The sequence below is a fragment of the Desulfobacula phenolica genome (assembly GCF_900105645.1).
Lineage (GTDB): Bacteria > Desulfobacterota > Desulfobacteria > Desulfobacterales > Desulfobacteraceae > Desulfobacula > Desulfobacula toluolica.
This window is the reverse complement of record NZ_FNLL01000006.1, coordinates 54,266-77,400: the sequence shown is the minus strand read 5'-3', so window position 1 is coordinate 77,400 and position 23,135 is coordinate 54,266. Positions and strand designations below refer to the sequence as shown.

General features: G+C 45.7%; 33 protein-coding genes and 1 tRNA gene. 29 read left to right on the top strand and 5 right to left on the bottom strand.

Translation table 11 applies throughout. The annotated features are described in order from the left end of the window. Positions 1-186 precede the first annotated feature (186 nt). The 3 genes from BLT94_RS11270 to BLT94_RS11260 all read left to right on the top strand — a co-directional run bounded on the left by BLT94_RS11270 (position 187) and on the right by BLT94_RS11260 (position 1,717). Positions 187-1,140, top strand: a complete 954-nt coding sequence (locus BLT94_RS11270) for a 2-hydroxyacid dehydrogenase (protein WP_092234082.1) — start codon at positions 187-189, stop codon at positions 1,138-1,140. Between the two features lie 8 nt (positions 1,141-1,148). Then, positions 1,149-1,559 carry a hypothetical protein gene (locus BLT94_RS11265; protein ID WP_014958560.1) on the top strand — a complete coding sequence of 137 codons (411 nt, stop codon included), beginning with the start codon at positions 1,149-1,151 and terminating at the stop codon, positions 1,557-1,559. An 81-nt stretch (positions 1,560-1,640) separates the two neighbouring features. Then, positions 1,641-1,717 (top strand) — tRNA-Arg (locus tag BLT94_RS11260). 544 nt (positions 1,718-2,261) lie between these two features. Here the strand turns inward: BLT94_RS11260 and BLT94_RS11255 are convergent. After that, complete coding sequence (locus BLT94_RS11255) at positions 2,262-2,819, bottom strand: hypothetical protein (RefSeq protein ID WP_092234080.1); 558 nt, start codon at positions 2,817-2,819, stop codon at positions 2,262-2,264. A 424-nt stretch (positions 2,820-3,243) separates the two neighbouring features. Between BLT94_RS11255 and BLT94_RS11250 the strand changes: the two genes are divergently transcribed. Together BLT94_RS11250 and BLT94_RS11245 are read left to right on the top strand one after the other, a co-directional pair. Further along, positions 3,244-4,104 carry a DUF4747 family protein gene (locus tag BLT94_RS11250; protein WP_092234077.1) on the top strand — a complete coding sequence of 287 codons (861 nt, stop codon included), beginning with the start codon at positions 3,244-3,246 and terminating at the stop codon, positions 4,102-4,104. A gap of 3 nt (positions 4,105-4,107) precedes the next feature. Further along, on the top strand, positions 4,108-4,647 hold the full coding sequence (locus BLT94_RS11245) for a hypothetical protein (protein WP_092234074.1): 540 nt from the start codon (positions 4,108-4,110) through the stop codon (positions 4,645-4,647). A gap of 70 nt (positions 4,648-4,717) precedes the next feature. Here the strand turns inward: BLT94_RS11245 and BLT94_RS11240 are convergent, their stop codons facing one another. Together BLT94_RS11240 and BLT94_RS22020 are read right to left on the bottom strand one after the other, a co-directional pair. Continuing rightward, positions 4,718-5,356, bottom strand: coding sequence for a thermonuclease family protein (locus BLT94_RS11240; RefSeq protein ID WP_092234071.1), 639 nt, complete (start codon positions 5,354-5,356; stop codon positions 4,718-4,720). Then, entirely contained in the window at positions 5,353-5,508 is a 156-nt protein-coding gene (locus BLT94_RS22020; protein ID WP_175530335.1) for a hypothetical protein, read from the bottom strand. The genes BLT94_RS11240 and BLT94_RS22020 overlap by 4 nt, the downstream gene beginning before the upstream one ends. Positions 5,509-5,679: 171 nt before the next feature. On the opposite strand from BLT94_RS22020, the gene BLT94_RS22015 reads away from it, so the two are divergent. Continuing rightward, positions 5,680-5,841, top strand: coding sequence for a hypothetical protein (locus BLT94_RS22015; protein WP_175530334.1), 162 nt, complete (start codon positions 5,680-5,682; stop codon positions 5,839-5,841). Here the strand turns inward: BLT94_RS22015 and BLT94_RS11235 are convergent. Further along, positions 5,835-6,392 (bottom strand): hypothetical protein, encoded by a 558-nt coding sequence (locus tag BLT94_RS11235; RefSeq protein ID WP_092234068.1) that lies wholly within the window; start codon positions 6,390-6,392, stop codon positions 5,835-5,837. The genes BLT94_RS22015 and BLT94_RS11235 overlap by 7 nt on opposite strands. Positions 6,393-6,509: 117 nt before the next feature. Here BLT94_RS11235 and BLT94_RS11230 point away from each other — a divergent pair, with 117 nt between their 5' ends. Both BLT94_RS11230 and BLT94_RS11225 read left to right on the top strand, forming a co-directional pair. Continuing rightward, positions 6,510-6,785, top strand: a complete 276-nt coding sequence (locus BLT94_RS11230; protein WP_092234065.1) for a helix-turn-helix domain-containing protein — start codon at positions 6,510-6,512, stop codon at positions 6,783-6,785. 103 nt (positions 6,786-6,888) lie between these two features. Further along, positions 6,889-7,428 (top strand): hypothetical protein, encoded by a 540-nt coding sequence (locus tag BLT94_RS11225; protein ID WP_092234062.1) that lies wholly within the window; start codon positions 6,889-6,891, stop codon positions 7,426-7,428. Between the two features lie 14 nt (positions 7,429-7,442). Here the strand turns inward: BLT94_RS11225 and BLT94_RS11220 are convergent, their stop codons facing one another. Then, positions 7,443-8,096: a hypothetical protein gene (locus tag BLT94_RS11220; protein WP_092234059.1), complete on the bottom strand. Its 654-nt coding sequence runs from the start codon at positions 8,094-8,096 to the stop codon at positions 7,443-7,445. Positions 8,097-8,188: 92 nt separating this feature from the next. On the opposite strand from BLT94_RS11220, the gene BLT94_RS11215 reads away from it, so the two are divergent. The 21 genes from BLT94_RS11215 (at position 8,189) to BLT94_RS11115 (ending at position 23,135) form a co-directional block, all read left to right on the top strand. Next, on the top strand, positions 8,189-8,371 hold the full coding sequence (locus tag BLT94_RS11215; protein WP_092234056.1) for a hypothetical protein: 183 nt from the start codon (positions 8,189-8,191) through the stop codon (positions 8,369-8,371). Between the two features lie 2 nt (positions 8,372-8,373). After that, entirely contained in the window at positions 8,374-9,072 is a 699-nt protein-coding gene (locus BLT94_RS11210; protein ID WP_092234053.1) for a hypothetical protein, read from the top strand. An 8-nt stretch (positions 9,073-9,080) separates the two neighbouring features. Beyond that, positions 9,081-11,312 carry a Mu transposase C-terminal domain-containing protein gene (locus tag BLT94_RS11205; RefSeq protein WP_092234050.1) on the top strand — a complete coding sequence of 744 codons (2,232 nt, stop codon included), beginning with the start codon at positions 9,081-9,083 and terminating at the stop codon, positions 11,310-11,312. A gap of 17 nt (positions 11,313-11,329) precedes the next feature. Beyond that, positions 11,330-12,049, top strand: a complete 720-nt coding sequence (locus tag BLT94_RS11200; protein WP_092234046.1) for an AAA family ATPase — start codon at positions 11,330-11,332, stop codon at positions 12,047-12,049. A gap of 14 nt (positions 12,050-12,063) precedes the next feature. Continuing rightward, the gene (locus BLT94_RS11195) at positions 12,064-12,591 is read left to right on the top strand and encodes a hypothetical protein (protein WP_139169015.1); all 528 of its coding nucleotides are present in this window, start codon (positions 12,064-12,066) and stop codon (positions 12,589-12,591) included. 109 nt (positions 12,592-12,700) lie between these two features. Then, on the top strand, positions 12,701-12,949 hold the full coding sequence (locus BLT94_RS11190) for a hypothetical protein (protein ID WP_092234040.1): 249 nt from the start codon (positions 12,701-12,703) through the stop codon (positions 12,947-12,949). Beyond that, positions 12,946-13,365 (top strand): regulatory protein GemA, encoded by a 420-nt coding sequence (locus tag BLT94_RS11185; protein ID WP_092234037.1) that lies wholly within the window; start codon positions 12,946-12,948, stop codon positions 13,363-13,365. Before BLT94_RS11190 ends, BLT94_RS11185 begins: the two co-directional genes overlap by 4 nt. Next, positions 13,366-13,686 (top strand): hypothetical protein, encoded by a 321-nt coding sequence (locus tag BLT94_RS11180; protein ID WP_092234034.1) that lies wholly within the window; start codon positions 13,366-13,368, stop codon positions 13,684-13,686. A gap of 9 nt (positions 13,687-13,695) precedes the next feature. Beyond that, positions 13,696-14,151: a hypothetical protein gene (locus BLT94_RS11175; protein WP_092234031.1), complete on the top strand. Its 456-nt coding sequence runs from the start codon at positions 13,696-13,698 to the stop codon at positions 14,149-14,151. 1 nt (position 14,152) lies between these two features. Next, a complete protein-coding gene (locus tag BLT94_RS11170) occupies positions 14,153-14,773 on the top strand; it encodes a DUF3164 family protein (protein ID WP_092234028.1) in 621 nt (206 codons plus the stop codon). Between the two features lie 9 nt (positions 14,774-14,782). Continuing rightward, positions 14,783-15,091: a Mor transcription activator family protein gene (locus BLT94_RS11165; protein WP_092234025.1), complete on the top strand. Its 309-nt coding sequence runs from the start codon at positions 14,783-14,785 to the stop codon at positions 15,089-15,091. Between the two features lie 277 nt (positions 15,092-15,368). Then, positions 15,369-16,082 (top strand): hypothetical protein, encoded by a 714-nt coding sequence (locus BLT94_RS11160; protein ID WP_139169014.1) that lies wholly within the window; start codon positions 15,369-15,371, stop codon positions 16,080-16,082. 189 nt (positions 16,083-16,271) lie between these two features. Beyond that, entirely contained in the window at positions 16,272-16,619 is a 348-nt protein-coding gene (locus BLT94_RS11155) for a hypothetical protein (RefSeq protein WP_092234020.1), read from the top strand. 291 nt (positions 16,620-16,910) lie between these two features. After that, complete coding sequence (locus tag BLT94_RS11150) at positions 16,911-17,342, top strand: M15 family metallopeptidase domain-containing protein (protein ID WP_092234017.1); 432 nt, start codon at positions 16,911-16,913, stop codon at positions 17,340-17,342. A 13-nt stretch (positions 17,343-17,355) separates the two neighbouring features. Continuing rightward, positions 17,356-17,787, top strand: a complete 432-nt coding sequence (locus BLT94_RS11145) for a holin family protein (RefSeq protein WP_092234014.1) — start codon at positions 17,356-17,358, stop codon at positions 17,785-17,787. After that, complete coding sequence (locus tag BLT94_RS11140) at positions 17,784-18,101, top strand: hypothetical protein (protein ID WP_139169013.1); 318 nt, start codon at positions 17,784-17,786, stop codon at positions 18,099-18,101. The genes BLT94_RS11145 and BLT94_RS11140 overlap by 4 nt, the downstream gene beginning before the upstream one ends. Continuing rightward, on the top strand, positions 18,101-18,400 hold the full coding sequence (locus BLT94_RS11135; RefSeq protein WP_092234008.1) for a VpaChn25_0724 family phage protein: 300 nt from the start codon (positions 18,101-18,103) through the stop codon (positions 18,398-18,400). Before BLT94_RS11140 ends, BLT94_RS11135 begins: the two co-directional genes overlap by 1 nt. Then, the gene (locus BLT94_RS11130; protein WP_092234005.1) at positions 18,400-18,978 is read left to right on the top strand and encodes a DUF3486 family protein; all 579 of its coding nucleotides are present in this window, start codon (positions 18,400-18,402) and stop codon (positions 18,976-18,978) included. The genes BLT94_RS11135 and BLT94_RS11130 overlap by 1 nt, the downstream gene beginning before the upstream one ends. Next, the gene (locus BLT94_RS11125; protein ID WP_092234002.1) at positions 18,975-20,483 is read left to right on the top strand and encodes a terminase family protein; all 1,509 of its coding nucleotides are present in this window, start codon (positions 18,975-18,977) and stop codon (positions 20,481-20,483) included. The genes BLT94_RS11130 and BLT94_RS11125 overlap by 4 nt, the downstream gene beginning before the upstream one ends. Beyond that, the gene (locus BLT94_RS11120) at positions 20,483-22,678 is read left to right on the top strand and encodes a phage portal protein family protein (protein ID WP_092233998.1); all 2,196 of its coding nucleotides are present in this window, start codon (positions 20,483-20,485) and stop codon (positions 22,676-22,678) included. Before BLT94_RS11125 ends, BLT94_RS11120 begins: the two co-directional genes overlap by 1 nt. Next, positions 22,671-23,135 (top strand): phage virion morphogenesis protein, encoded by a 465-nt coding sequence (locus tag BLT94_RS11115; protein WP_092233995.1) that lies wholly within the window; start codon positions 22,671-22,673, stop codon positions 23,133-23,135. Before BLT94_RS11120 ends, BLT94_RS11115 begins: the two co-directional genes overlap by 8 nt.

Below are 23,135 nucleotides of genomic sequence, written 5' to 3'. Positions count from 1 at the left end.
ATTTTGAATGAAATACTAAGTCTGGCCGTGGCAGTTATGCAAAATTAAAATCAAAGGATTAAAGAATTCTTGTATAAGACCTATTGCTCGTTTATATTTCCAGATTGTGGCAAGATAGATTTTTTAAAATAATTGATGAGGTTATAATTCAAAAGGGGCATCATTGAATAATACAGGAGGCATTGATTGAAAATATTGTTTGCAGCGTCTGAAGATGCATGGGGTGGTTTTTTGAACCGAGTGAAAAAAATATTGCCTGGTCATGAGTTTATTGCAGAGGGTCGTTTTGAAATTACAGATTTGTCCGGTATTGATGTTTTAATTCCAACAATGTCAAGAGTGACCGAGGAGACACTTAAAACAGCCGACAAACTTCAACTGATCCAGCAATGCGGTGCAGGCCTTGAACTGGTGGATATTAATGCTGCCCGCAAACGTGGAATTTTTGTTGCAAATGTTCCCACTGATGTCTCAGGAAATGCCGATTCTGTTGCAGAACTTGCTATCTATTTAATGATAGGGTTATCACGAAATACTGAAATGATGAAAGACAGCTTGAAAAATCGAATCATGGGAGGCCCCATGGGGCTTTCATTAAAGGGACGCACAGTAGGAATAGTTGGGCTTGGCGGCATTGGAAAAGCATTGGTACATCGTTTAAGGCCTTTTGGCGTCAAATTGATTGGGGTTAAACAGTCCAAGCCTGTGCAGGCTCAAAAAGATTTGTGCCTTGACTGGGTTGGCGGTCCGGATGATCTTGATATTCTTCTCAGGCAATCCGATTATGTGGTCTTGTGTCTGCCTTTAAATGATGCCAGCCAAGGGCTCATCAATCATGACACATTTAAAATAATGAAACCGGGGGTATTTCTTATCAATGTATCCAGGGGAGGCCTTGTGGATTACAAGGCTTTAAAATCGGCCTTAAAATCAAAAGTTATTGCAGGTGCAGGTCTTGATGTCTTCTGGGAAGAACCCCCTGACCCTGAAGATGATATGTTTCAATACAATGTCATGGCAACACCCCATATCGGTGGTGCAACAGATGTTTCCATGCAGGGAATCGCAAAATTGGTAGCAAAAAATATTAATTTTATTGCAAACGGTAAAACACCTGTAAACCAGATGGGAAAGGCGTAATAAAGATTATGAACTTATTGATCCTGCTATTTTTAGCCGTAACAATAATTGGATTAATTGTTGCAAAACAAATTTGGTTGCGTATCGTTTTTCTTTTGGTTTTTCTGCTTGGTTTTGGGGTTGTATTGCCTGAAATCAATTATATGATCAGCCATGATAAATTTTTAAACAACAAAACGGTATTTCAGCATTTTATTAAAAATATTCGTAGCGATTTGCAAAACAAAAAATATGAAATCATATCAAAGGATTTAAAAAGAATTGAATTGGTTTTTGAGAATCCACAGATTAAATCATCTGATCAACTGGATGCATCGTTTATGGTGATAAAAAAAATTAATCATGAGAAAAATAAATTCCATGAAATGCAAAAAAAAAGGGCTGCCAAAAATGAAAAAATTATTATTCCAAAAGGTTAGAATTTCTTTTATATAAAAAGCAAGTATACCATTGCACAATAAATTTCATTGTGCTATCTAATATCGACTTCACAAACCTGTGCGCCCGTAGCTCAGCTGGATAGAGCGCTGGACTTCGAATCCATAGGTCGGGGGTTCGAATCCCTCCGGGCGTGCCACTGATATCAAGGGTTTTTAAGCATATACTGAAAACCTTTTTTTGTTCCATGTGACATATAGGTGACACCGGGCAAGTTTTACCTTGATTATTCCAGACTTAAAAATTTTAACAAAAAAGATCATTCCCACAACCCCAAAAAAATATTTTTAACCTTTTAGCTCGCAAGATTCCGTCCTGGCTCCTACCGCATGGGGCTGATACGCCCTGACAAAATCCTTATACGATCATTTTAAATCGGATTCATACTCATGTGCCCCATGAGTTTACCATTAAAGGGGCTTACATATAGGGTTCTTTTTCTTCTAATAAAATTCCTTTTATTAAACGGCTATTGACTGACTGATGAGCTAAGACATTTAGATTTAGACCGGGATTAACCGATATCAACCGGGATCTCATGGGAATGGTGGGGCTTTCGGTGTGGTTGGGGTGGCGTATTTTGTTTTAAAAGGCCATCTTTTATGAAAAAAGTAAAATGACCTTTTATGGGCGTTTCAGGCAGCAAAATAGCAGCCAAACTCAGAAAAGTATTTTTTTTAAAATTATTGCATCATCAACAAAAGCTCTGTTAATTGCTCCAGAGCTTTTTTGTTTTGTGGGTTTGCTTCTATTCTATATAAGGTATGTGCAATCTTATTGATCGCCTGGATCTTTCTTTTGAGGTCAGGACCGAAAGAGGACGGTGGAGCAGATCCATATGAGGATAAAGAACTTTCCAGACGGAGACAATAATGCGGCCCTGCAGGGGGTAGGGCCTCCAGCGTCAACGAAAGGAAAGTGCTGAAACACGGATGATCCATAATTGCAAGAATCGCTTGTATATCAACGCTTCTGGGCAGATAGACGTATAAATCAGTATCAATGCGCAAGTCGCCGTTATATAGGTTTAAAGTTAACCAGCATGACCAGAGAGCTGCCTTTCCGGGTTTGGGAGGCCGGTCTGGATCTTCCAGCATGATTGAGAGTTCGTGGTGGTGGTGTTCCGTCCAGGTTTGCTTTTTGGGGTACGTGTTTGGGGTCACAGCATATGAAATTTTTTTATTGGAAAGTTCTTTGAAAATGATTGCCCATATGTCTTTTTCGAGTCCGTTTTTTACCATTTTCCCTCCCTTTTGGTGACTTTAGTTGTCATTTGTGGTGATATTTCATCAATTATCGACCAGAGCCTTTATTGACAATCATTTTGGCGTTTTTCTTAAAAAGCGACTAATGACAACTAAAGTCACCCTTTTTTGATTGTTTTGAGGTGAATTTTATAAAAACGATGGAAAGAATTCAACGTCTATGGCTTGAGAAAAAATAGACGTTGAATTTGAATGATAAAAAATCATGCAGGGTCTATAACGTATCTGATTTTAGATTCCAGATGTGACAAAAAAAATTAAGGCCACCTGATTTTCTTAATTTGATTTTTTCCCTAAGTAAATTAATCATTGTCAGCCCAATATTTATTTAATATGTTCGATAAAATCGTTTTGATTCATTCGATTCAAATGATCTTTAATATATTTGAAAGGAACTCAAATGGCGCAACATAGAACAATGCAACTCAGCATTCTCAATATCAAGATTCATCCCCATACTCCTGACCTTTATCATCAAATGTTTAAAACTGCTTTTTCCCGTAGACTTGTTGGCAAGATCCGTGGTGTTGACAGCGGTATGATTGGCTCTTTCAGGGAGGATCAATTCGAAGAAAAAGGTGTTTTGTTCGGGTATATTTTTAAATTCTTAAATATCAACCCCCATGAAAAATGGTTAAATCTAAGCAATTTTGAAACCATAGATCCATTGGAGACCGGTGAATTGCCCGTCCCAGATACATTAAAACCAAATCTGCGGCAAATTGGATACGTGTTTTATCCAGAAAGGCATAGACTTCTTTTTGACAGCACATTAATCACCCCTGGTTCAGCTTTAAATTTCTTCAAAAGGCTATTCGGTGATCAAAGCATCGTAAGTCAATTTGGGCCTGTGGATATCAATATTGAAGCAACCCATGAAGCTATCGCAAGGATCCTATCCATTCCCCAAATAAAAAAGCTGGTGATTAAATTCACACGGCCCAACAACGACGATACTGCCGGGCTTGAAGGTGCCATCCAGGCAAGGATTGAGGGACAGAACATTAAAAGATTTCAGCAGGAAGCCTCAACTGACGAAGCTGAAGGTATAGTGCCGGATGCAGAGACAAAAGCCCTTATGAATGTTGCAAGATCAAATGGAAGTGTATTTGCCATGGGGTATGATGGCGATGAAAAAATTGAACACTCTACGATAGACCATCCAATCAAGGAAAGAATGCTTTATTACCCTGACCTTGAAAACAAAACCCAAACCATGATAAACTTCAGCATAAGTCTGATTAAAAAATTCTTTGGATAAATCATGCCTATTATTCGCAATATCAAAAAGCAGTTTCAGGGGACAAAAGAGTCTTGGGGAATATATTGGGAATTATACGGCGGATGGAAATCAATAATCAGCTCAACCTATTTTTTAGTCGCCCTGGCGTTTACTTTGGTATGTTTTCCAGTGTGGTTGAAAGGCAACGAAAACTGGGCATGGTTTAATCTCAGCAATTCAATCTTGCCGAATATTCTTGGATTTACATTGGGCGGTTATGCGATCCTGCTGGCATTCGGCAGCAGCAAATTCATGGAATTAATTGCAGGAGACAATCCAAAAGAAGAGGGAGCGTCTCCTTTCATGAAAATCAATGCAACTTTTTTACATTTTATTATTGTTCAGGTGATCGCTCTTCTGATTTCTGTTTTTTCACTGATCTGGGATTTCAAAACCGGGATTGTCGCCTTTATCGGCTTTCTGATTTTCTCATATGCAATAGCAACATCGACTGCTGCAGCCTTTGCAATACTAAGATTAGCCCGTTGGTATGATTCCTTTATTAGTTCCAATAACAAATGACTTTGATTTTTTATCTCCTCAGCATACGTGGCCAAATTCATAGTTGATCACCAGGAGTCCGCCGGTCATTTTAAGGTTTGCAAATTTTACACGGCTCATACCCTGCTGATATTGCTTGATACCTGGAATTAAATACCCTTGTACATTTCGAACAATTGTAATATTTGCAGCCAGGGCGATGGAACTTCCGGCTTGAAATATTGCCGTGATACTCACCGGCCACCACTGGCTGAACTTCACTATTTTCAGATCTGGCTGACCAGATGTTCAGACCCTGGGATCGGGCCTCCTTTTCCCAAGTCAAAAATTTAGCATGGTGTCTTTCACTGGTCCCGTATTTTGTATAGTACTTGGACCACCCTTTTTGGATCAGTTCCAGATTGAAGTTTTCTCCGTCAAGAATGACATAGGCCAGCAACCGCCCATATTTTCCACGGGTTTTGCTTTCAAATTCCAAATCAACCGATTTACCGGCAAGCCTATATTTTGTATATGCGGATGCTTTCCGGCCCATTTCACAATTTTTTGACTGATCCGGGTGAACGGATTCCGGCGTGTTTACGCAAAGCATTCTGACACGTTCTTTCTTGTCATTATAATTGATATCAATGGTGTCCCCATCAATGACTCGCAGGACTTTGTATTGATCGGCAAAGCAGGGTACATTGAGAATGAAGATGGAAAGGGTTATAAGGATGATTTTTTTCATTTTATGTCTTTTTCAACTTTTTTTTCTTGCACAATTTTCACCACCAACCATCCATATAAACCTCCCAAGATCAGCCTGGCGAAACAATCTGTGCGAAGGATAGCAAGAATGATTAAAACCAAAGTGATTAAAATTAATATTGGGATATCCATGATTAAACTCCTTGCCTAGCATACGTGGCCAAATTCATAGTTGATCACCAGGAGGCCACCATCTCCTGACGGCATGACCCGGCAGCGGCGGAGTTCCGGAGAGCCTCTGAAATCGACCAGGAATGTGAATTCCATGGTCCTGCCTGTTTCCAGAACATGTTTGCAGATGGCGTGAAATCTGTATCCATCCACGAACAGGTCCTGGATGTATGTGTTGATGAGCTTGTCCGGCTCCGGGTGGGTGGGGTTGAAGATGTCCAGAATCCGACCGTCCTTGTCGGTCCAGACCAGCGTATCCTTCCAGTGATAAAGAATGGAATCCGGCCCTATTGATTGTCGGTTCCGTTTTTCCTCCTGTCCGGCCCCTTCCAGGGCTGCTTTTTTTTCCGGCGGTCTGAGCCGTTTCCGTCCTGATCACTTCCCCTCTTATCTTGATTCCTGTTTGACAGACCTTTCATTACCCTGGCCATATCACCAGCCGCCCGGATTGACTGCACGGTGCTTTTAAAAAGGCTTTTATCCGTGTTCTGAATTAGAATAAGTTCTTTGTTGAGATCCTTACCTAATTCCGGGTCCTTGAACTGTTTAATGATATCCTGATGTTCGATGACCACCTTTGTAATATTATCGGAGGGAGGCTGGGATATTTCTTTTTCTGACTCTTTTCCCCATAAATAATAATCTACTGATTTACCTGTAATCAATGACACAGCTATTATGTACTCAAGAGAAGGTTTCTGTTTAGTCCTCCCATGAACATTTGATACAACATTTTTTGAAACCCCCACCATGTCAGCCCAAACACCTGGTTTGTATCTATTCTTTTGGTGTTCAATTCGTAGGCGGATAGCATCAAAATCAAGTTTTAAATCAATTTTTTTCATAACAGCTTAACATTTATTATTGACAACAATTAATAACACATGTACTTTTAAGCACAGCTTAACGAAAGTAATTAATAAAATCAGTTTCAACCAAGTTACTTAAAAAAGGAGTCGGTAATGAGCGAAACCAAAACCATGACCCCAAAACAAATCAAACGAGCGCTGGATGACGTTGACATTTCCCAGGCCGGTCTTGCCCGGGATCTGGACGTATCCAGGTCCATGGTCGCTATGGTGATTCACAATAAAGCCACCAGCCACCGTGTCCGGTGCCACATTGCCAAGGCCATCAACCGTCCGGTGAACGAAGTCTGGGAGATCAAAAAGAATCCCACCCAGACCGGCCGACCGCTGACGCATGGCCTGTATGACCGTCAAACAGCAGCAGCGTAAACCAACAACCATATACAAGGACAGTATTATGCCAAATTTAATCAAATTTCAAGTTCCCATATTTAACCTGTTTTCAAAATAACCGGATTTAAGGGTGAAAACAATGTCTAAACGTAAACAAAAAATAGACCCCAAGCAAATGGAATTTGACTGGGATTTTCCCAGCAAGCTGGAGAAGGTTCTCCATGATCGAAAAACGATCCAGGAAAATGTTGCAGCAGGCCCGCCAAAGAAGGAAAAAACAGAAAACGAATATGACTTGTGCGTGTTGCTTGCCGCCGGTGTTAAAAAAGCCGTCAATAAGTCCGGCCTGAGCCGTGACCAGGTGGTGGATGGTATCAATGCATATTTTGGAAGAAATCAGGAGGACGCAAACAAAGATGAGGGGATCTGCCGGAAACCCCTGACCCTTCACATGTTGAACAATTACCTGTCAAAACCGGCTGACTGTCCCATGCCTGCCTATTATTTTTTTGCCATTCATCACATCACCAAGTCGCTGGAACCGGCCAAGGTGCTTGTGGAGGCGGAAGGGGCAAAGATTGCCACCGGATCTGATATCCGGCAGATGGCCTTGGGCAAGCTTGAGGAACATATTGTTGAAATCAATAAATTGAAAAAGGAGATCAAATGTCAGCGGTAAACCATCCCCGCGTTTCAGATCTCAAAAACCGGCAGATCCTTATGGATCGTGTCCGGCGGCAAAAAGCCGTCCAGCACATCAATAAAAGAGGTGGGCATGATAATAAACCCCGCTTCATAGAGTGCCTCGGCACATTCATTATAAAAGCCCGCCGCTGTTTTAAGAGGCTTTATCTGTATTTCAGACACATCAATATCAGAATAATCGGGATTGTCCCGGTATTCGGAATAAAAAGGAGTAGAGTCAAATGAATAATATAAAGTGTTGCGGCTCAGATGATCAATTACAAAACCGGCAACCAGAAACGGCATGCCAACCTGATTTTCAAAACATTCCCGAAACATCCGGACATGACTCACATCAGGATGATAAGCCTTCTCTGTTTCGTATAATACGCGGCCCGGAAAGTATTCAGCCGGAAATATTTCTGCCGTTCTTAAAATCTCTCTTGCCATCAAAGTATGAGCTATTTTCAAAGGTCGTAGCAGACCGTGAACTTTGGCAGTCATTACGCCAAAGGGCAGCGGAGGCTTTTTGTAAGGCGGACAAAGCGTATTTTTTAGAATGCAGCCCGGCCTGGCCTTTTTATCTGTCAGATATAAGGGTGAGAATGAATTGTATTCCTTCCCTGTGGATACGAGATCCTTCAAAACTTGTTTTGTATACATTAGACGACCTCGCTGAAATTGCTGAAAAAGTTATTTTTGAATCTGATAACAACCTGCATGAAAATTTTCAAGAAAAATAAACCGGAGAAAAAATGATCGGAAGAACATTAAGACCCTGGGGGGTCAGGATAAACGGCGAATGGTACTGGGATGAGGCGCTGTACGGCATGCGCGGGATGGTTTACTGCGGTGAACCTGCCGGGAACGGCGTTGATGTTTACGACAGGGGCGGGTGCCGGATCTGCATGGCTACATTGCAAAAACTGGAGGGATAGAAATGGAATTGGACTTGGACTTGATGACTCAGGAAGAAACAGGACGCCTGGAACTGCTGGAAGCGGTAATCAGGAAAGATCTGAAAGGCTTTATCCGGGTGGGTATGGCATTGAAGGAAATCAAGGATAAACGGCTGTACCGGGGCAAATACACCACCTGGAAAGATTACTTGAAAGGCGAATGGGATATCAGCAGAGCCTATGGAGACAGGTATATAGATGCGTTTGAGGTTATTGAAAATCTTAATTCTTCTTTTAGAAAAAGTGCGCCAATTGGCGCACTTTTGGATGAAGACGGCCCCGATCAGAATGTCCACCATGGTGGCCATTCTGAAGAAGATTCCGATGCTTTTGAATTTCCCTTCCCCAAAAACGAGGCCCAGACCCGGCCATTGACCCTGCTGAAACCGGAACAACAGCCGGAAGCCTGGAAGATGGCTGTAAGGATGTCCGGGCACAAAGTCACCGCCCTGGCCGTGAACAAAGTAGTCCAGGAGATCCTGGAGGCCCAGCTTGAAGAGGATAAAAACGGGATTCAGCAAACCATCATCAAAGAAGTGACGGTGCCGGACGATTTTTCCAGCCAGTTCACTCGGCTGCTGGAGATCCTGGACATGCACCGAAAGTCCGGGTGGAAAGAGTTCAACCGGAAAAAAGCCCTGGAATTCATCAAAAGCATTGAAGAATACCTTAATTCATAGGTGGTCTTATGAAGCCCGAAGTCAATATCAACACAATCCATTCGGCTCTGTCAAAGATTGAAGATGTCAGTCTCAGGACCGTTATGAGACGTGCCTCACGGGAAAACTGGTTCTGCCGGGAGGCCAAAGGCACCGGCAGGGGCGGCAAGACCCGGTTGTCCCTGACCCCCCTGCTCCCCGCCGATGTCCGGGCGGCGCTCAAGAGCGTTTCGGTTCCGGCGGTCATTGAAAACCGTTTGCCCGCATATGAGGCTCATAAAGAGCAAAGATTGTGCGAAGCCCAGGAACAGAAAGCCTTTGCCAAGGCAGAGCTTGCCAATGCGTATGTAACCCGGATGGAATCCGCCGGTCACGGCCAAAAAAAAAGGCTCAAACGGTTGTTTTTTGAAAACTACAATCTTGGCGAACAAGGGCTTTTGCCTGCGGTTTACAAGCATGTGGGCAGGGTGGACATGAGGGGCAGGACGGTACACGGCTGGATCACAAAGCTGAAGAAAAACAACTGGGACCCCATGTGCCTTGCAGATCGAAGGGGATACTCCGGCAAAGGCAAGCGGGCCGTGACACCGGAACAAATGAAAATCATCCTGTCCATCGTCCAGTCCCCGTACAATGTCCCGGGCAAGCCGATTGCGGAGATCATTCGCCAAGCTAAGGACATCATGACCAACCGGGGAATCGACACGTTGTCGGACACCACTTACCGGCGCTGGCTGGAAAAAGACTGGATTCCCTACAACTATGATCAGTGGATCTTTTGGCGGGAAGGCGACAAGGGTCTGAACGACAAAGTTCTTTTCAACCTTATCAGGGATTACGACAAGGTTGAATGCGGGGATTTGCTGGTGGCGGACGGGCATGTGCTCAATTTTGAAATCATCAACCCGGATACCGGCAAGCCCAAGCGAATGATGCTCATCCTTTTTTATGATTTCAAAAGCAGTTATCCCCTGGGATGGGAAATCATGGCCACGGAAAATACTGAGTCCATATCCATGGCGCTGCGCCGGGCCATCCTTCGCCTGGGGAAAATACCCACCGCCGTCTATATTGATAACGGTCGGGCCTTTAAAGGTAAATATTTCATCAACAGGAATCCGGGAGAAGAGTTAACCGGGCTTTACCAGCGGCTTGGCATCCGGAATATTATCGCCTGGGCATACCATGGCCAGAGCAAGCCTGTGGAACGGTTTTTCAGGACCTTTGCGGAACTTGAGCGCTTGGCCCCGTCTTATGTGGGAACCAGTATTGACAACAAGCCCGTTCACCTGAACCGGGGAGAAAAACTGAGAAGACAGCTTCACCTGAAAATCACCTACGGTGTGACACCCACCATAGAGGACGCTCACCGGGCCATTGCCATGTGGTTTGACAAGTATGCCAACACTCCCCAGTCGGCCAGCAGTCATCTTGCCGGACAAACCCCGGCAGAAGTCATGGTGCCGGGTCCGGGGGTTGACCCGGTAATGCTGCGGTGTTTGATGATGAAATCGGAACAGCGGCTGATTCGGCAGAACGGCGTCAACCTGCACGGAAAAGGCTCCTGGTACTACAGCCCGGAACTGTACGGGAGACGGCATGCCGTTTACTGCCGGTATGATCTTGTGAACAAGGATTCAATCCTGGTTTACGATGTAAAGGACGATTCTTTTATCTGCGAAGCCTTCAAGGTCGGCAAGGTCCATCCCATGGCCTCCATACTTGGGACCGAAGCGGATAAGGCCGAACTGGAGCGCCAGATCGCCATGAAAATGCGTGGAAGGAAACAGACGGTTGCCACGGCCAGGGAGATCGCGGAAACCCAGGTTCTGCCGGAATCAAGGCAACGCATTGAATCCGCCGGTTTCCGTATTGAAGGCAATCAGATCAAACAGCCAAAAGCCCTTCCCGCCCCTGAAGATAACACCCCCATAGATGAAGAGAAGATCAAAAGAGACCTGGAAGAGCTTGAAACCATCCGGGAGGATGATCCGGTTGAACCGGTATCGTCGTATGAACCGGAGGTGATGAATGAGGCGGAACAGGTTTTTTCCCGGCTCAAGGAGCTGTCGGAATACGACCGGTTTGAAAAGCTGATTGAACTTGAGGTCAAGGGCTGGCTGATCCCCAGGGAACAGCAGGCGTTTATGAAATATTTTGAACAGAGTACGGAATATGAGCGGCACAGGGAATATTTTGAGGATTACCGCGTGAAAATGGCCGTGGTGTATGACGTGGAAAACACAGGAACTGAAAACTGAAACGGAAAGGAAATGGAATGGAAAAAACAGTGTTTAACCCGGTATTTGTAAAGACCAAGAATGTAAGGAATTTTGAGGTTATGATGGACGCCCTTGAGCTGAACAATGATGAGGGATGTTTCGGCATGGTGTACGGCCAGGCGGGCCGGGGCAAGTCCAGAACCAGCCAATGGTATCAGGCCCATAATGATTGCGTATATCTGCGGATCATGCGGGTGTGGCGGCACAGCGAGCTGGAGTTTTTGCGGGAACTTTGCAGCAAGGCCGGTGTTATAGAGCCTCCGGGCCGGAAGGCGGCTGCTTTTGCATCAATCATAGATGCCCTGGTTAAAAACCCAAGACCGGTGTTCATCGATGAAGTGGAAAAAATGAAGCCAGGGTTTATTGAAATCGTCCGGGACCTGGTGGACGCCACGGGCCAGATCTTTGTCCTGCTGGGAGAAGAGGAACTGGTTCCGTACATGCAGCGGCACCGGCGGGTCTGGTCCCGGACCTTCCAGCAGCAGGAGTTTGCGCCCATCGAAATTGCGGACATCATCATGTATGCCAAGGAATCAACCGGGCTTAAGCTGTCCATTGATGTGGCATCCATGCTGCACAAGGCAAGCGAGGGCTCCTGGCGGCCGGTTAAACGGGCATTGATCGGCATGGTTCAGTATGCCAATTCCAATGAGACCAGGACCATTACTGTAAAAACCGCGCAGATGATTATTAAATCCGCATTGACGGGCAAATAGGGAGAAGAATGCAGATGGAAACAATGGCTGGAAAGATTCGGGCTTTATTAACCCGGTTAAGCCGGGACAGCGAAATTGTAACAGCACAGGCCCTGGCCTGGGAGTTGGGCTTGATAACCCGGGAGGAAAAGCTTCCCATGTATGGAACGCTGAAGGATATGAGGGATCGCGGGGAACTGATTGATACCGGGAAAAAAGGCGAATATCGGTTTAAGCCCGCAAAAAAGAAGTACCTGCGGACAGTGATGTGGCGGCTCCTGCGTGCCCGGCAAATAGTGACGGTGGAGGATCTGATGGAGCTTGCCGGGGTTTCGGAAGAATATGCCAAAGAGTGGCTGAGGATGCTGACAAGACAGGACATTGTCAAGCAGATGAAGGCAGGAGTTTTCAAGCTGGTGGCCGATCCGGTGGTAGAGCCCTTGAACACAGACCGTGCCGAACGGCTTCGGGATCTGCGGAAAAGGAAAAAGGCCATGGCTGCGCTGGATAAGGCATCCAAGGCTATTGATACCGCTAAAAAAGCATTGAGTGAAGATCAATAAAACGGCCTGGAAGGTGTAACAGCACCTTGCCAGGCCAAAACTGCAACTTAGCGGGTTGCGTTGATAGGGTAGCCACCCTGGCCGCTCTTGTCAAGAAAGGAGATTAAAAATGGACATCAGAACATTGAAAAACAGGATCACCACCGGGATCTTCGGCCCGGTCAACAAGCGGATGAAGTTTATGACCACCATGTTCTGCATTGACTGCGAGCATATGTGGGAAGCGTCCAGGATAAGCAATCCCTGCCCCAGGTGCGCATCAAAGGTTGTCATCCCGGCGGCAAAGTGGGCACCGGCAAAATACGGCGTGCCAAAGCTTGAAATGGGAAAGCTGGGAGAAGCAAAGGAGGACGCATGATCGACAATGGTAAAAAAGCCGTGATCCACATTGCCAAGGCCCAGGTGGGCATGAGTAATGAAGAGTACCGGGATCTGCTGTCAAGTGTTGGGGTCGCCTCTTCGGTCGACCTGGACAATAAAACCTTTGGCCAGGTCATGTCCCGGTTTGAGCAGCTCGGGTTCCGGACAACGTCAAAGACCCGGTCAAAGCGCAAGGTCGGCAACCTGCCGAAAGGCAAAAAGCAGCTCATGAAAAAGCTTGAAGCCATTATCCTGGATATGGATTTGACCTGGGCGTATGTGGATGGCATCGCGAAGAAACGGTTCAAGGTTGATGCCGCGCAGTGGCTGGATGGAGAGGACTTGTTCAAGCTGGTCCAGATGATGGTGATTCATCAGAAAAGGCAAAACAAAAAAACGGCAAAGGAGGCGTAGATGTTGAATTTGAGGTTGTCATGGCATTTCATCAACAACTGGCGCGATCGAGTGGGTAATGAGCCTACGGTGGGGGCTGTTAAGGCGATCATCCGCGAATCAATCATTATCCAGAAAGGCCGTCAGATAAAGGAGGATTACCGCAGTCTTACCCGCTATTGTCATTTTGGACTGAATCTCATCATCAGTATTGATCATATTTCCGGCACGGCGGTGTCGGTACTGAGTGACGTCAACATGCCCGGCGGCTATCAAAAAAAAACAAATGAGAAACAGCGGGTCCGGCACCCAGGTTATATCGCCATGACCATGCATAGATAAGGTAACAAGATGGAAAACAAAATCGATATTTTAAAAGAAGTTCTTCAAGAAAAACTGGAAGAAAAAAGGAGTGGAACTATGGCAAAGAATGTTGAAAAGCCACCTACAATAAGGGAAACGGAAAACGGCAAAGAAAAATGGTGTCCCAAAGGGAAACACTATGTACCGGCGGATCTGGAACATTTTTACAAGGACGGCAGGAGCAAGACCGGTTTGTCTTCCTGGTGCAGGGAATGCCAGACCGAAGGTTCCTCAAAAGGAAGTGACAAGAAAACAGCAAAGCAGGATATGGTTCTGACGCTTGATTTTTCCGTGTATGATCTTCTTTTTGAAGACATCAAGGCAGAGGCGGTTGAGGAGTTCAGAACCCCTGAAATGCAGGCCATGTGGTTGATCAGTGAAGCTTTAGAGGCGAAGTTTCAAAAGAAAGTGACAGAAGAAAAATCCGTCCCCAAAGGAGCATGATATGAATGAACCGGCAATAAACATGAAAGATTATATGGAAGACGGCCAGGGCCGCCTTGTGCATATCGACAATGTCAAAGAGATTGACAAATCCCGTGACGGCCTGGTACGGCACCTGGTTTCAAACGCACTGGATCTTCAAAAACTGGTGATTGACTTTAAAGAAAAAGCCATGAGTGAAATCGAGGCCTTTGTGGAACTGTCCGCCATGGAATACGATGTGAAGCTGGGCGGCAAGAAAGGCAATCTGACCCTGTATTCCTATGACATGAAATATAAGGTGCAGGTGCAGATATCGGAATACCTTGTGTTTGATGAACGGCTCCAGGTGGCAAAGAAGATGATTGATGAATGCCTGACCAACTGGACGGAAGGCAGCAGGAGTGAAGTAAAAACCATCATCAATGACGCCTTTTCCGTTGACCAGGAGGGCAAGATCAATACCCGGCGTATCCTGGGTCTCAGGCGGCTGGAAATAAATGATAAGCTTTGGCAAAAAGCCATGACGGCGATCACGGACAGCCTGCAGATTGCCGGGTCTAAATCCTATATGCGGATTTACAAACGGGTGGGTAAGGATGGACGGTGGGAGCATATAACACTTGATATGGCGGCGCTGTAAAGGGCACGAATGAGCCAGTGGGATGAAATAGAAATTGACGACCTTGAAGGCGATATGATCGATATTGCAGAAACCATCGGTTTGTCAGCAGCTAAAAAGCTGCTGACCGTCTTCGGGGGAGAATCCATTTATATCCCGAAACCGGAAAGCGTTATCCGCTCCCTGCGTGACCGGAAAATATACCAGGAATTCAAGAACGATAATTACCGGCAACTGGCGGCCCGGTATAATCTTACCACCCGACAGATCCGGGCCATCATCAAAGAACAAAGATCCCGCAATCCTAAATCCGGATTCCACGAACAGGAACTTTTCTAAACAGCTGATCAACTTAAAAAATCCCTTTCAACTTTGGTAATGCTTATTTTTCTGTGAAGTTGCTTTTTATATGCAGAAGATACCCGGAAATCCGTTTATCATAATTATTTGAATGTTATCCTGTCAGGAATTGACATTTTTTAAAGAATATCGTTGTGATCTCCATGTCGTTTTGGTAGCATTTGAGGTGTTATCTTATTTGTTAAAATTTAATAGTAAACAGAAAAAAAAACTGAAGAATTCATTGTTAGGCAGCCACAAAAAGACGAGAATTATCATGTCAGACAATCCTTATAACCAAAGCCATATAAAGCATGGGCAAATAACTGGAAATGAGAAAATCAACAGGTTCATTTGTTGTTTCTTTGAATATTTGTGCGAAGAAGATCAACGGAAATTCAGGAGAGAATTCCGTCATCTACCACCAGAATCAGATCAAACAATGCATACTTTAAGAGAGTTGATTATAGGTGCACATCTCAGCGCAAATGGTTTCCAAGTAAGGCATGACTATGCCATAGATAATCAAACGCCTGATTGGTGTATTTTTGATGATGAATTAGCGGTAATCGGAATTGTTGAGCTGACGAATTTTCATATTGACAAGGCTACTGAAATCGAAATTAGGAAGAAAAGTAAACTTAAGGAAAATTTCGTCTATTGGCGAGATGGAAACAAAAATAATGTTGACCGGTTATATCATTGCATAGAAGTTAAGGCACAGGCATATCGATCCCAGGCATTATCACTGGAGGTTCCATATGTAGTGGCTGTGTTTGGAACGTGGGAAACAGCGGTGGATTTTGATGAAATTTGTTCCTGTCTTTTCGGTAGCGAGACCGGGCTTTTCGACCTGTATCCAGAAATGAGCGGCGTTTTGTATTTTGTTGAACAAAACGCCTTGCGATACTTGTTCAATTATGCAGAAAATCCAAATGCATTACAGCCAATAAATATGCCCACTGGTATTTTTCCACCAGATGCCACCTAATAGCACGGTTAAGATTAATGCCATAAAAGCCTAACAGGCGCGTGAACCGGACAGCAAGGGTCTCTTTTTTTTAAAGGTTGAAAAAACTTTTGAATGATGTGCTTTTAATTAACTTTTTTTGGAAACCCTTGCTGTCCGTTACCCAAATGTTGGGTAACAAACTAAGGCAAAGACCAAAGGAGGATGGGCATGAGAATACTTTTGACATTGGTGATTGTGGCACTTCTTGCTTTTTCAAATTTTACAAGTGCGTATGCTGGCAGCGGTGAGACGAGGACGAAGATGGCAAAAGAACTGACTATGAAGTACAAGGCAGAGGGTTTTCCAGTTACTTTCGAAGCCACCGGCAAAGATAAAAACATTATCAGGATCACACAAAAAAACATCATTCAGAATCCATTGCTTACAGAAGGGCAATTGATTACCTTGCTCGGCATTTACTTAAAAGATGGCATTCAGTCAAGGCTGAGAAAAGCAGGCTTTATAAGGGGCGAGGTCTTAGACGGCAAATCAAGGAAGTACCCGTTCGACTTGTAAAAAAAATCCTGGGGGTAATGCCTTGCTTTATAGCACAACAATAAACTGGTGATTTTCAAGTTATATATTATCAAGGTGACAGCCGGGCAAATTGTCAGAATCAACTCTTTAATATAATAACATAACCTTATAACTCCCTATCTTATAACCTTCACCCGGAGCCGACACCGTCGGCTCCGGGTGAAGTGTTTTTTTGAAGCATTTCAAAAGACAATCCCCTCCTCAAAGCATTAAGCTGTGTCCGATTTCAGATGATTTTTTAATATAACGGACACAGGAGAGCTTAATGTCATGCCGCGATTTTCCAACCAATCCAACATGAAACTTGATACCTGTCATCCCCTGCTCCAGGAGCTGTTCCGGGAAGTGGTGAAAGAATACGACTGCGCCGTCATCGAGGGCCACAGGACCAGAAGGCGGCAGAATCGATTTTATCAGCAGGGCAAATCAAAAGTGAAATGGCCGGACAGCAAGCACAATGTCATGCCGTCGGAAGCGGTTGATGCGGGGCCGTGGATCGAAAACAAAGGCATCCCCTGGCAGGAGCCCAACCAGTTTTATGCCTTTGCCGGGTTTGTAAGGGGCAAGGCCTCCCAGATGGGGATACAGATCCGCTGGGGCGGGGACTGGGACGGGGACAATGACGTGAACGACCAGAAATTCAACGACCTGGTTCACTTTGAACTGCTGAGCACTCAAAAAAAGACGGCAATTGAATCTTAAAAGGAGAGACAATATGGACTTAACCGGAATAGGATCTGTGGCCGATTTCGCAGGGGACCTCGTAAAGCGATTTTTCCCCATGAAAATGACGGATGCGGAAAAGGCCCAGGCACAAATGAATCTCCAGGGTATGCTCCAGGAACGGGAAGCATCCCTTGTTGAATCTCAAAAATCAATCATTGTTTCCGAGATGCAGCAGGCGGATAGATTCACAAAGCGGGCGCGGCCAAGCATCGTGTATGCCGGGCTGTTATTTATTCTTCTGGTTCATGTGCTTTTTCCCATTGCTGCATTTTTTACGGCACGGCCCATGCCGACTCTGACGTTGCCCACTGAATTCTGGTGGGCGTGGTCCGGGGTGTGCGGGGTGTGGGTGATCGGCAGAACGGCGGAAAAGCGGGGTGTTGCAGGCAAACTGGTCAACATGATTTCAGGAGGTAAATGATGTCGCAGCCGACCGATTATTCCGTTCTTAAGTTCTGGTTTGATGTGGGGCAATACCTGATCACCGTTGTTATTGCGGTTTATGTATGGTTGAGCAACCGGGTTAATGCACGGGCAAAGGATGTTGAACAGATGGGCAACCGGGTTACAAAACTGGAATCCGGCAGTATTTCCCATACCGACCTGGGCGTTGTGTATGAACGGATTAACAAGGTGTCTGATCAGGTGTCAAACATATCCGGCACCGTGGACGGCATCAAGGGTACGGTGGAGATGATTCAGGAATACCTGCTGAACAATGGAGGAAAAAAATAATGAAGTACGAGCAAACAGTTCAGGAACATTTAAGGCTCACCATATTGCGCCTTTTATCCGAGGACCCGGATTACACCATGAACGATTCCCTTATCACGGATCTAACGGAAAATTACGGGTTCACGCCCAGCCGTGACCGGGTGCGCACGGAACTGGCCTGGCTAAGGGAACAAGGTTTTGTAACAACCGATATCGACCCCGCCATAACCATAGCAATCTTGACCGAACGGGGAGCGGATGTGGCACGGGGCCGCGTAACTGTACCGGGAATTAAACGGCCTTCTCCCGGGAGACGGTAATGAGATATAGGTGCAAGCCTTCAGGCCGGGGACGGCCATCCAGTATTGATCTTTTACCGGAGGATATCCGGTCGCAACTGAATGCGGCCCTGCGGGACCGTCGCATGACCCAGAAGCAGATCCTTGAGATCATCAATCCCCTGCTTGATGAACGCGGGAAAAAGCCCATATCCAGGTCTGCCATCAACCGGTACTCCATGCAGATCGAGGAAAAAGGGGCCATGATGCGGGAGGCCCGGGAAGCGGCGGACGCATTGGTGGGCGGTCTGGGAGAACAGAAAACCACGGACCTTGGCCGGGCGGTCACGGAGCTGGTCAAGACCCTGACATTTGACCTTGTGCTGTCCGGACGGGATGAAGAGGGAGAGGCCATCGGCGTGGATACCCTGAATAAGGTGGCCCTGATCGCCCAGCGCATCGAGCGGGCCAGCAAGATCAGCCTGGACCGGGAAGCTCAAATCAGGAAACAGGTGCTGGAGCAGGCTGCGGATGCCGTGGATGAAACGGTTGTTGAAGGCGGTCTGTCCGATGAAGCAGCCGATATGATCCGGCGGCAAATCCTTGGGATAAAATCATGACCCTGACCCATGTAAAGGAAGATCGTTCCAAGCGCACACCCATGGTGCTTTTGCCCTATCAGGTGAAGTGGCAGGCCGATCCATCCCGGGTTAAGGTGATTGAAAAATCCAGGCGGATCGGTTTGTCCTGGGATGAAGCCAGCGAGGATGCTTTGCTGGCAGCGTCTAAAAACGGCATGGATGTTTTCTATGTCGGGTACAACAAGGACATGGCCCAGGAATTCATCAATGACTGCGCGGACTGGTCAAAATTCTATAACAAAGCGGCCACGGAAGTTGAAGAATATGTTTTCAAAGATGAGGACAAGGACATTATCACTTTCCGGATCAAGTATGCATCCGGTCATAAAATAGTTGCTCTTTCTTCCAGACCGTCAAACTTAAGGGGGATGCAGGGGAAAGTTGTGATTGATGAAGCAGCTTTCCATGATGACCTTAAAGGCCTTTTAAAGGCGGCTCTTGCATTGCTCATGTGGGGCGGACGTGTGGTGGTTATTTCCACCCATGACGGTGATGAAAACTATTTCAATGAAATCATCAAAGAAATCCATGCCGGGAAAAAACCATACAGTTGGCACCGGATCACTTTTGATGATGCCCTGAATGATGGCCTGTATAAGCGGATCTGCTTAAGGCTTGGAAAGGAATGGAGCCAGAAAGACCAGGATCAATGGCGACAGGAGACCATTGACTTTTATGGTGATGGTGCAGACGAAGAATTATTCTGTATCCCTTCCCAAGGCGGCGGCACCTATTTTACCCGGCCCCAGATTAAAAACTGCATGAAAGAGGATATAGATACCCTCTTCTGGGGCCAGGAAGACGATTGGGCTGAACTGCCGGACGAAGACCGGGAAGCGGAAACCCTGGAATGGCTGCAAGAAATTGTGCAACCCTATATAGACGCTCTGGACCCGGACCGTAAAACCTGGTTTGGAGAAGACTTTGCCCGTGACCAGAACCTTACGGTGATCTGGCCGGTTCAGGAAAAAGACGATGCCAACTTAAGAGTGGCTTTTAACCTGGAGCTTTTCAATATTCCCTTCAGGCAGCAGGAACAAATTTTGTTCTATATCCTTGATCGCCTGCCATGTTTCCAGGGCGGTGCCATGGATGCCAGAGGCAACGGTCAGGCTCTTGCAGAATTTACCATGCAGCACTTCAGCCCGGAAATGATTCACATGATCAAGGCCACAGAATCCTTTTATGGCAGATGGTTCCCCATCTATAAAACCACCATTGAAGACAGAGCCATTGATATACCGGCCAGTGCGGATGTGATGGAGGATCACAGATCTGTCAAAAAGATAAAAGGTATTCCCAAAATAATCGAGGCCCAGGCAAAGGATAAAAAGTCCAAAAAGAAACGCCACGGTGATTCTGCCATTGCCGGATTAATGGCTGTTTATGCGGTCAATGAAATCGTGGGCACAGGAGAGATTGAATACGAATCAACCGGTAAAAAACGAGACTTTACCAAAGCAGATGGATTTTTGGAGAACTGATGAAAGACGAAAAAATAACCAAGGTTCCGATCACAGATGAAATTGCCATTGCTGAAAAAGATATTGATATTTATTCCGGTTGGATCAATCGTCTGGAAAATCCTGATCCTGTCTTAAGGAGCGAATCCAACGGCAAGGGCTTAAAGCTATACGATGAAGTCAACCGGGACGGCCATGCCGGGGCAGTGCTGCAGCAACGGTATCTTGCTGTGGTAAGCAAGCCCTGGGACGTCATACCGGGTGAGGATAATGACCGGGCAAAACAAATCGCGGCCTTTGTCAAAGAATCCCTTGAAGGAATCAATCTAAAACAGGCCTGCCAGGAAATTTTGGAGGCAATTCTTTACGGATATCGTCCCCTTGAAATCATGTGGGGTGAAAAAGCCGGGAAATATATCGTATTAAAACTTAGGGCCAAACATCCGAAACGATTTCAATTCACACCGGATCGTGAATTAAGAATGATCACGCCGGATAACATGCTCGAAGGGGAGCCGGTGCCGGATAGAAAATTTGTTGTGTTCACCTATGGTTCCAGTGACAATCCCTATGGCAGCGGCCTGGGTCAAAAAATGTGGTGGCCGGTCTGGTTTAAAAAGCATGGTATTAAATTCTGGATGATCTTCCTGGATAAGTTCGGCAGCCCGACACCAGTGGGCAAGTATCCGGCAGGCACGAAAAAAGACAAGCAGGATGAATTATTGAATGCCCTTGAAGCCCTGCAGCAGGAAACAGGCGTCAAGATACCTGATACAATGCAGATAGAGCTTCTGGAAGCCACGCGGTCCGGGAAAGTGACATATGAATCCCTGTGTGATTATATGGACCGTCAAAACACCAAAGCGGTATTGTCCCAGACCGGCACAACGGATATCAAGGATGCCGGTGCCTACAATGCCTCCCAGACACTTGATGAAATCCGCCAGGCCATTTGCGAGGCCGATGCAGAGCTGCTTTGTGAATGCCTGAGTGATACATTGATTAAATGGCTTGTTGATTATAATTTTGCCAACGTTGAACACTATCCAAAATTCAGGATCTATGCAAAGCCGCCAAAGAATACCAAGGATCATGCCGAAACTGATAAGATTCTGGTCAATGATATCCGGCTGCCGGTGTCCAAAAAACACCTCTATGAAAAATACAATATCCCTGAACCTGAAGATGGAGAAGAACTTGTCAATTCTCCGGAGGCTACAAAGCCTTTTGAACAATTCTCTGAAGGCGGCTTTGATTTTTCCGATGCATCCATTGCATCCATGGATGAAGTTGACAAGCTGATAGACCAACAGGTCAAATTTGCTGTTCCCGGATTTATCAAAAATACGGATCTTGTAAAAGACTACCTTTCCCGGGCAAAGAGTTTAAAGCAGGCAAAAAACGGACTGGTTAAGCTGTTTGATGAGATGGACACATCACGGCTGTCTTTAAGACTTTCTACGGGGTTGCAGGACTCCTGGGATATCGGTGTCAACAGTGTCGGTGTTGAAACAGATTTTGCCGAAGTATTATGGGGTCCGGGAACACCTTTCCGGTCTGCAATAGAGTATTTTGAATCCAGGGGGTTTTACATCAGCAATGTTACAAATGCCAATATCCTGGCTTCTGTTGAAAATGAAATCATAAAAGCCATGGAGGGCGGTGTTACGTTAAATGATTTCAAAGCTGATGTGGATAATATTTTTAAAGCTCAGGGTTACGATTCGTTGGCGCCATTCCACATCAAAACCATTTTTCAAACCAATTTGCATATCAATTACCAGGGCGGCCGGTACAATCAGATGAAAAGCCCTGCCGTGGTCAAGGCCAGACCGTTCTGGCGCATGGTGGCGGTTAAGGACGCATCTACAAGGCCGGATCACTGGGCCAACCATGGCAAAATATTTCCCCATGATCATGATTTTTGGCTCATCTGGTATCCGCCCAACGGATACAACTGCAGGTGTACTGTTGTATCGGTTTCTCAACGGGAACTGGACCGCAACGGCTGGAAAGTTGAAACGCAAGATCCCACAGGGCTTCTTTATGCACCAGTTGACCCTGTTACCGGTGCTGAGATGCCGGCCAGAAATTTAATGCCTGATCCAGGCTGGGCAAAGAATCCTGCCCGGGAAGTATGGAAACCCGATTTTTCCAAGTACGGCAAAGACCTTGCTGCAAAACTCAAAAAAGAATTGGGGGCTGATTATGCCTGAACATGAACCCTATTACATTTATGACGACAGTGACCTTCAGGGGCTTTTCAAAAGGTATATTGCCAAATTCGGAAATCTACAGCCTGCCACTGAGATTATCGGGGACATCATTCAGACTTCCATTTTGCGAAATTTTGAAGAGGGGGGACGTCCTGAAGCCTGGCAGGATCTTGCAGACAGCACCAAAAAGCAAAGAAAGAAAAAAGGCAAATGGCCCGGTCAGATCCTTGTGGTATCCGGGACCAGAGGTGGCCTTATCAGCTCTATTTCATATGATGCTATGCCGGATAAGGTTGTATTTGTCGCAAACAAACCCTATGCCGCCATTCATCATTTTGGCGGCATGGCATGCAAGGGACACAAGGTAGAGATACCAGCCCGGCCATTCATGATGATTCTGGATGAAGACTGGGAAGAAATTAATGCGGCTTTAAATGAATTTATTTTAGAGGTGTGA

Excerpts from the sequence above, each read along its gene's own strand:
- BLT94_RS11190 (WP_092234040.1), top strand. The coding sequence starts at position 12,701 with ATGGACATCAGAACATTGAAAAACAGGATCACCACCGGGATCTTCGGC.
- BLT94_RS11120 (WP_092233998.1), top strand. The coding sequence starts at position 20,483 with ATGAAAGACGAAAAAATAACCAAGGTTCCGATCACAGATGAAATTGCC.
- BLT94_RS11245 (WP_092234074.1), top strand. The coding sequence starts at position 4,108 with ATGCCTATTATTCGCAATATCAAAAAGCAGTTTCAGGGGACAAAAGAG.
- BLT94_RS11240 (WP_092234071.1), bottom strand. The coding sequence starts at position 5,356 with ATGAAAAAAATCATCCTTATAACCCTTTCCATCTTCATTCTCAATGTA.
- BLT94_RS11150 (WP_092234017.1), top strand. The coding sequence starts at position 16,911 with ATGCCGCGATTTTCCAACCAATCCAACATGAAACTTGATACCTGTCAT.
- BLT94_RS11175 (WP_092234031.1), top strand. The coding sequence starts at position 13,696 with ATGGAAAACAAAATCGATATTTTAAAAGAAGTTCTTCAAGAAAAACTG.
- BLT94_RS11255 (WP_092234080.1), bottom strand. The coding sequence starts at position 2,819 with ATGGTAAAAAACGGACTCGAAAAAGACATATGGGCAATCATTTTCAAA.
- BLT94_RS11160 (WP_139169014.1), top strand. The coding sequence starts at position 15,369 with ATGTCAGACAATCCTTATAACCAAAGCCATATAAAGCATGGGCAAATA.
- BLT94_RS11115 (WP_092233995.1), top strand. The coding sequence starts at position 22,671 with ATGCCTGAACATGAACCCTATTACATTTATGACGACAGTGACCTTCAG.
- BLT94_RS11235 (WP_092234068.1), bottom strand. The coding sequence starts at position 6,392 with ATGAAAAAAATTGATTTAAAACTTGATTTTGATGCTATCCGCCTACGA.
- BLT94_RS11205 (WP_092234050.1), top strand. The coding sequence starts at position 9,081 with ATGAAGCCCGAAGTCAATATCAACACAATCCATTCGGCTCTGTCAAAG.
- BLT94_RS11230 (WP_092234065.1), top strand. The coding sequence starts at position 6,510 with ATGAGCGAAACCAAAACCATGACCCCAAAACAAATCAAACGAGCGCTG.
- BLT94_RS11135 (WP_092234008.1), top strand. The coding sequence starts at position 18,101 with ATGAAGTACGAGCAAACAGTTCAGGAACATTTAAGGCTCACCATATTG.
- BLT94_RS22020 (WP_175530335.1), bottom strand. The coding sequence starts at position 5,508 with ATGGATATCCCAATATTAATTTTAATCACTTTGGTTTTAATCATTCTT.
- BLT94_RS11225 (WP_092234062.1), top strand. The coding sequence starts at position 6,889 with ATGTCTAAACGTAAACAAAAAATAGACCCCAAGCAAATGGAATTTGAC.
- BLT94_RS11180 (WP_092234034.1), top strand. The coding sequence starts at position 13,366 with ATGTTGAATTTGAGGTTGTCATGGCATTTCATCAACAACTGGCGCGAT.
- BLT94_RS11195 (WP_139169015.1), top strand. The coding sequence starts at position 12,064 with ATGGAAACAATGGCTGGAAAGATTCGGGCTTTATTAACCCGGTTAAGC.
- BLT94_RS11140 (WP_139169013.1), top strand. The coding sequence starts at position 17,784 with ATGATGTCGCAGCCGACCGATTATTCCGTTCTTAAGTTCTGGTTTGAT.
- BLT94_RS11130 (WP_092234005.1), top strand. The coding sequence starts at position 18,400 with ATGAGATATAGGTGCAAGCCTTCAGGCCGGGGACGGCCATCCAGTATT.
- BLT94_RS11185 (WP_092234037.1), top strand. The coding sequence starts at position 12,946 with ATGATCGACAATGGTAAAAAAGCCGTGATCCACATTGCCAAGGCCCAG.
- BLT94_RS11200 (WP_092234046.1), top strand. The coding sequence starts at position 11,330 with ATGGAAAAAACAGTGTTTAACCCGGTATTTGTAAAGACCAAGAATGTA.
- BLT94_RS11210 (WP_092234053.1), top strand. The coding sequence starts at position 8,374 with ATGGAATTGGACTTGGACTTGATGACTCAGGAAGAAACAGGACGCCTG.
- BLT94_RS11220 (WP_092234059.1), bottom strand. The coding sequence starts at position 8,096 with ATGTATACAAAACAAGTTTTGAAGGATCTCGTATCCACAGGGAAGGAA.
- BLT94_RS11155 (WP_092234020.1), top strand. The coding sequence starts at position 16,272 with ATGAGAATACTTTTGACATTGGTGATTGTGGCACTTCTTGCTTTTTCA.
- BLT94_RS11170 (WP_092234028.1), top strand. The coding sequence starts at position 14,153 with ATGAATGAACCGGCAATAAACATGAAAGATTATATGGAAGACGGCCAG.
- BLT94_RS11165 (WP_092234025.1), top strand. The coding sequence starts at position 14,783 with ATGAGCCAGTGGGATGAAATAGAAATTGACGACCTTGAAGGCGATATG.
- BLT94_RS11265 (WP_014958560.1), top strand. The coding sequence starts at position 1,149 with ATGAACTTATTGATCCTGCTATTTTTAGCCGTAACAATAATTGGATTA.
- BLT94_RS11125 (WP_092234002.1), top strand. The coding sequence starts at position 18,975 with ATGACCCTGACCCATGTAAAGGAAGATCGTTCCAAGCGCACACCCATG.
- BLT94_RS11145 (WP_092234014.1), top strand. The coding sequence starts at position 17,356 with ATGGACTTAACCGGAATAGGATCTGTGGCCGATTTCGCAGGGGACCTC.
- BLT94_RS11215 (WP_092234056.1), top strand. The coding sequence starts at position 8,189 with ATGATCGGAAGAACATTAAGACCCTGGGGGGTCAGGATAAACGGCGAA.
- BLT94_RS11250 (WP_092234077.1), top strand. The coding sequence starts at position 3,244 with ATGGCGCAACATAGAACAATGCAACTCAGCATTCTCAATATCAAGATT.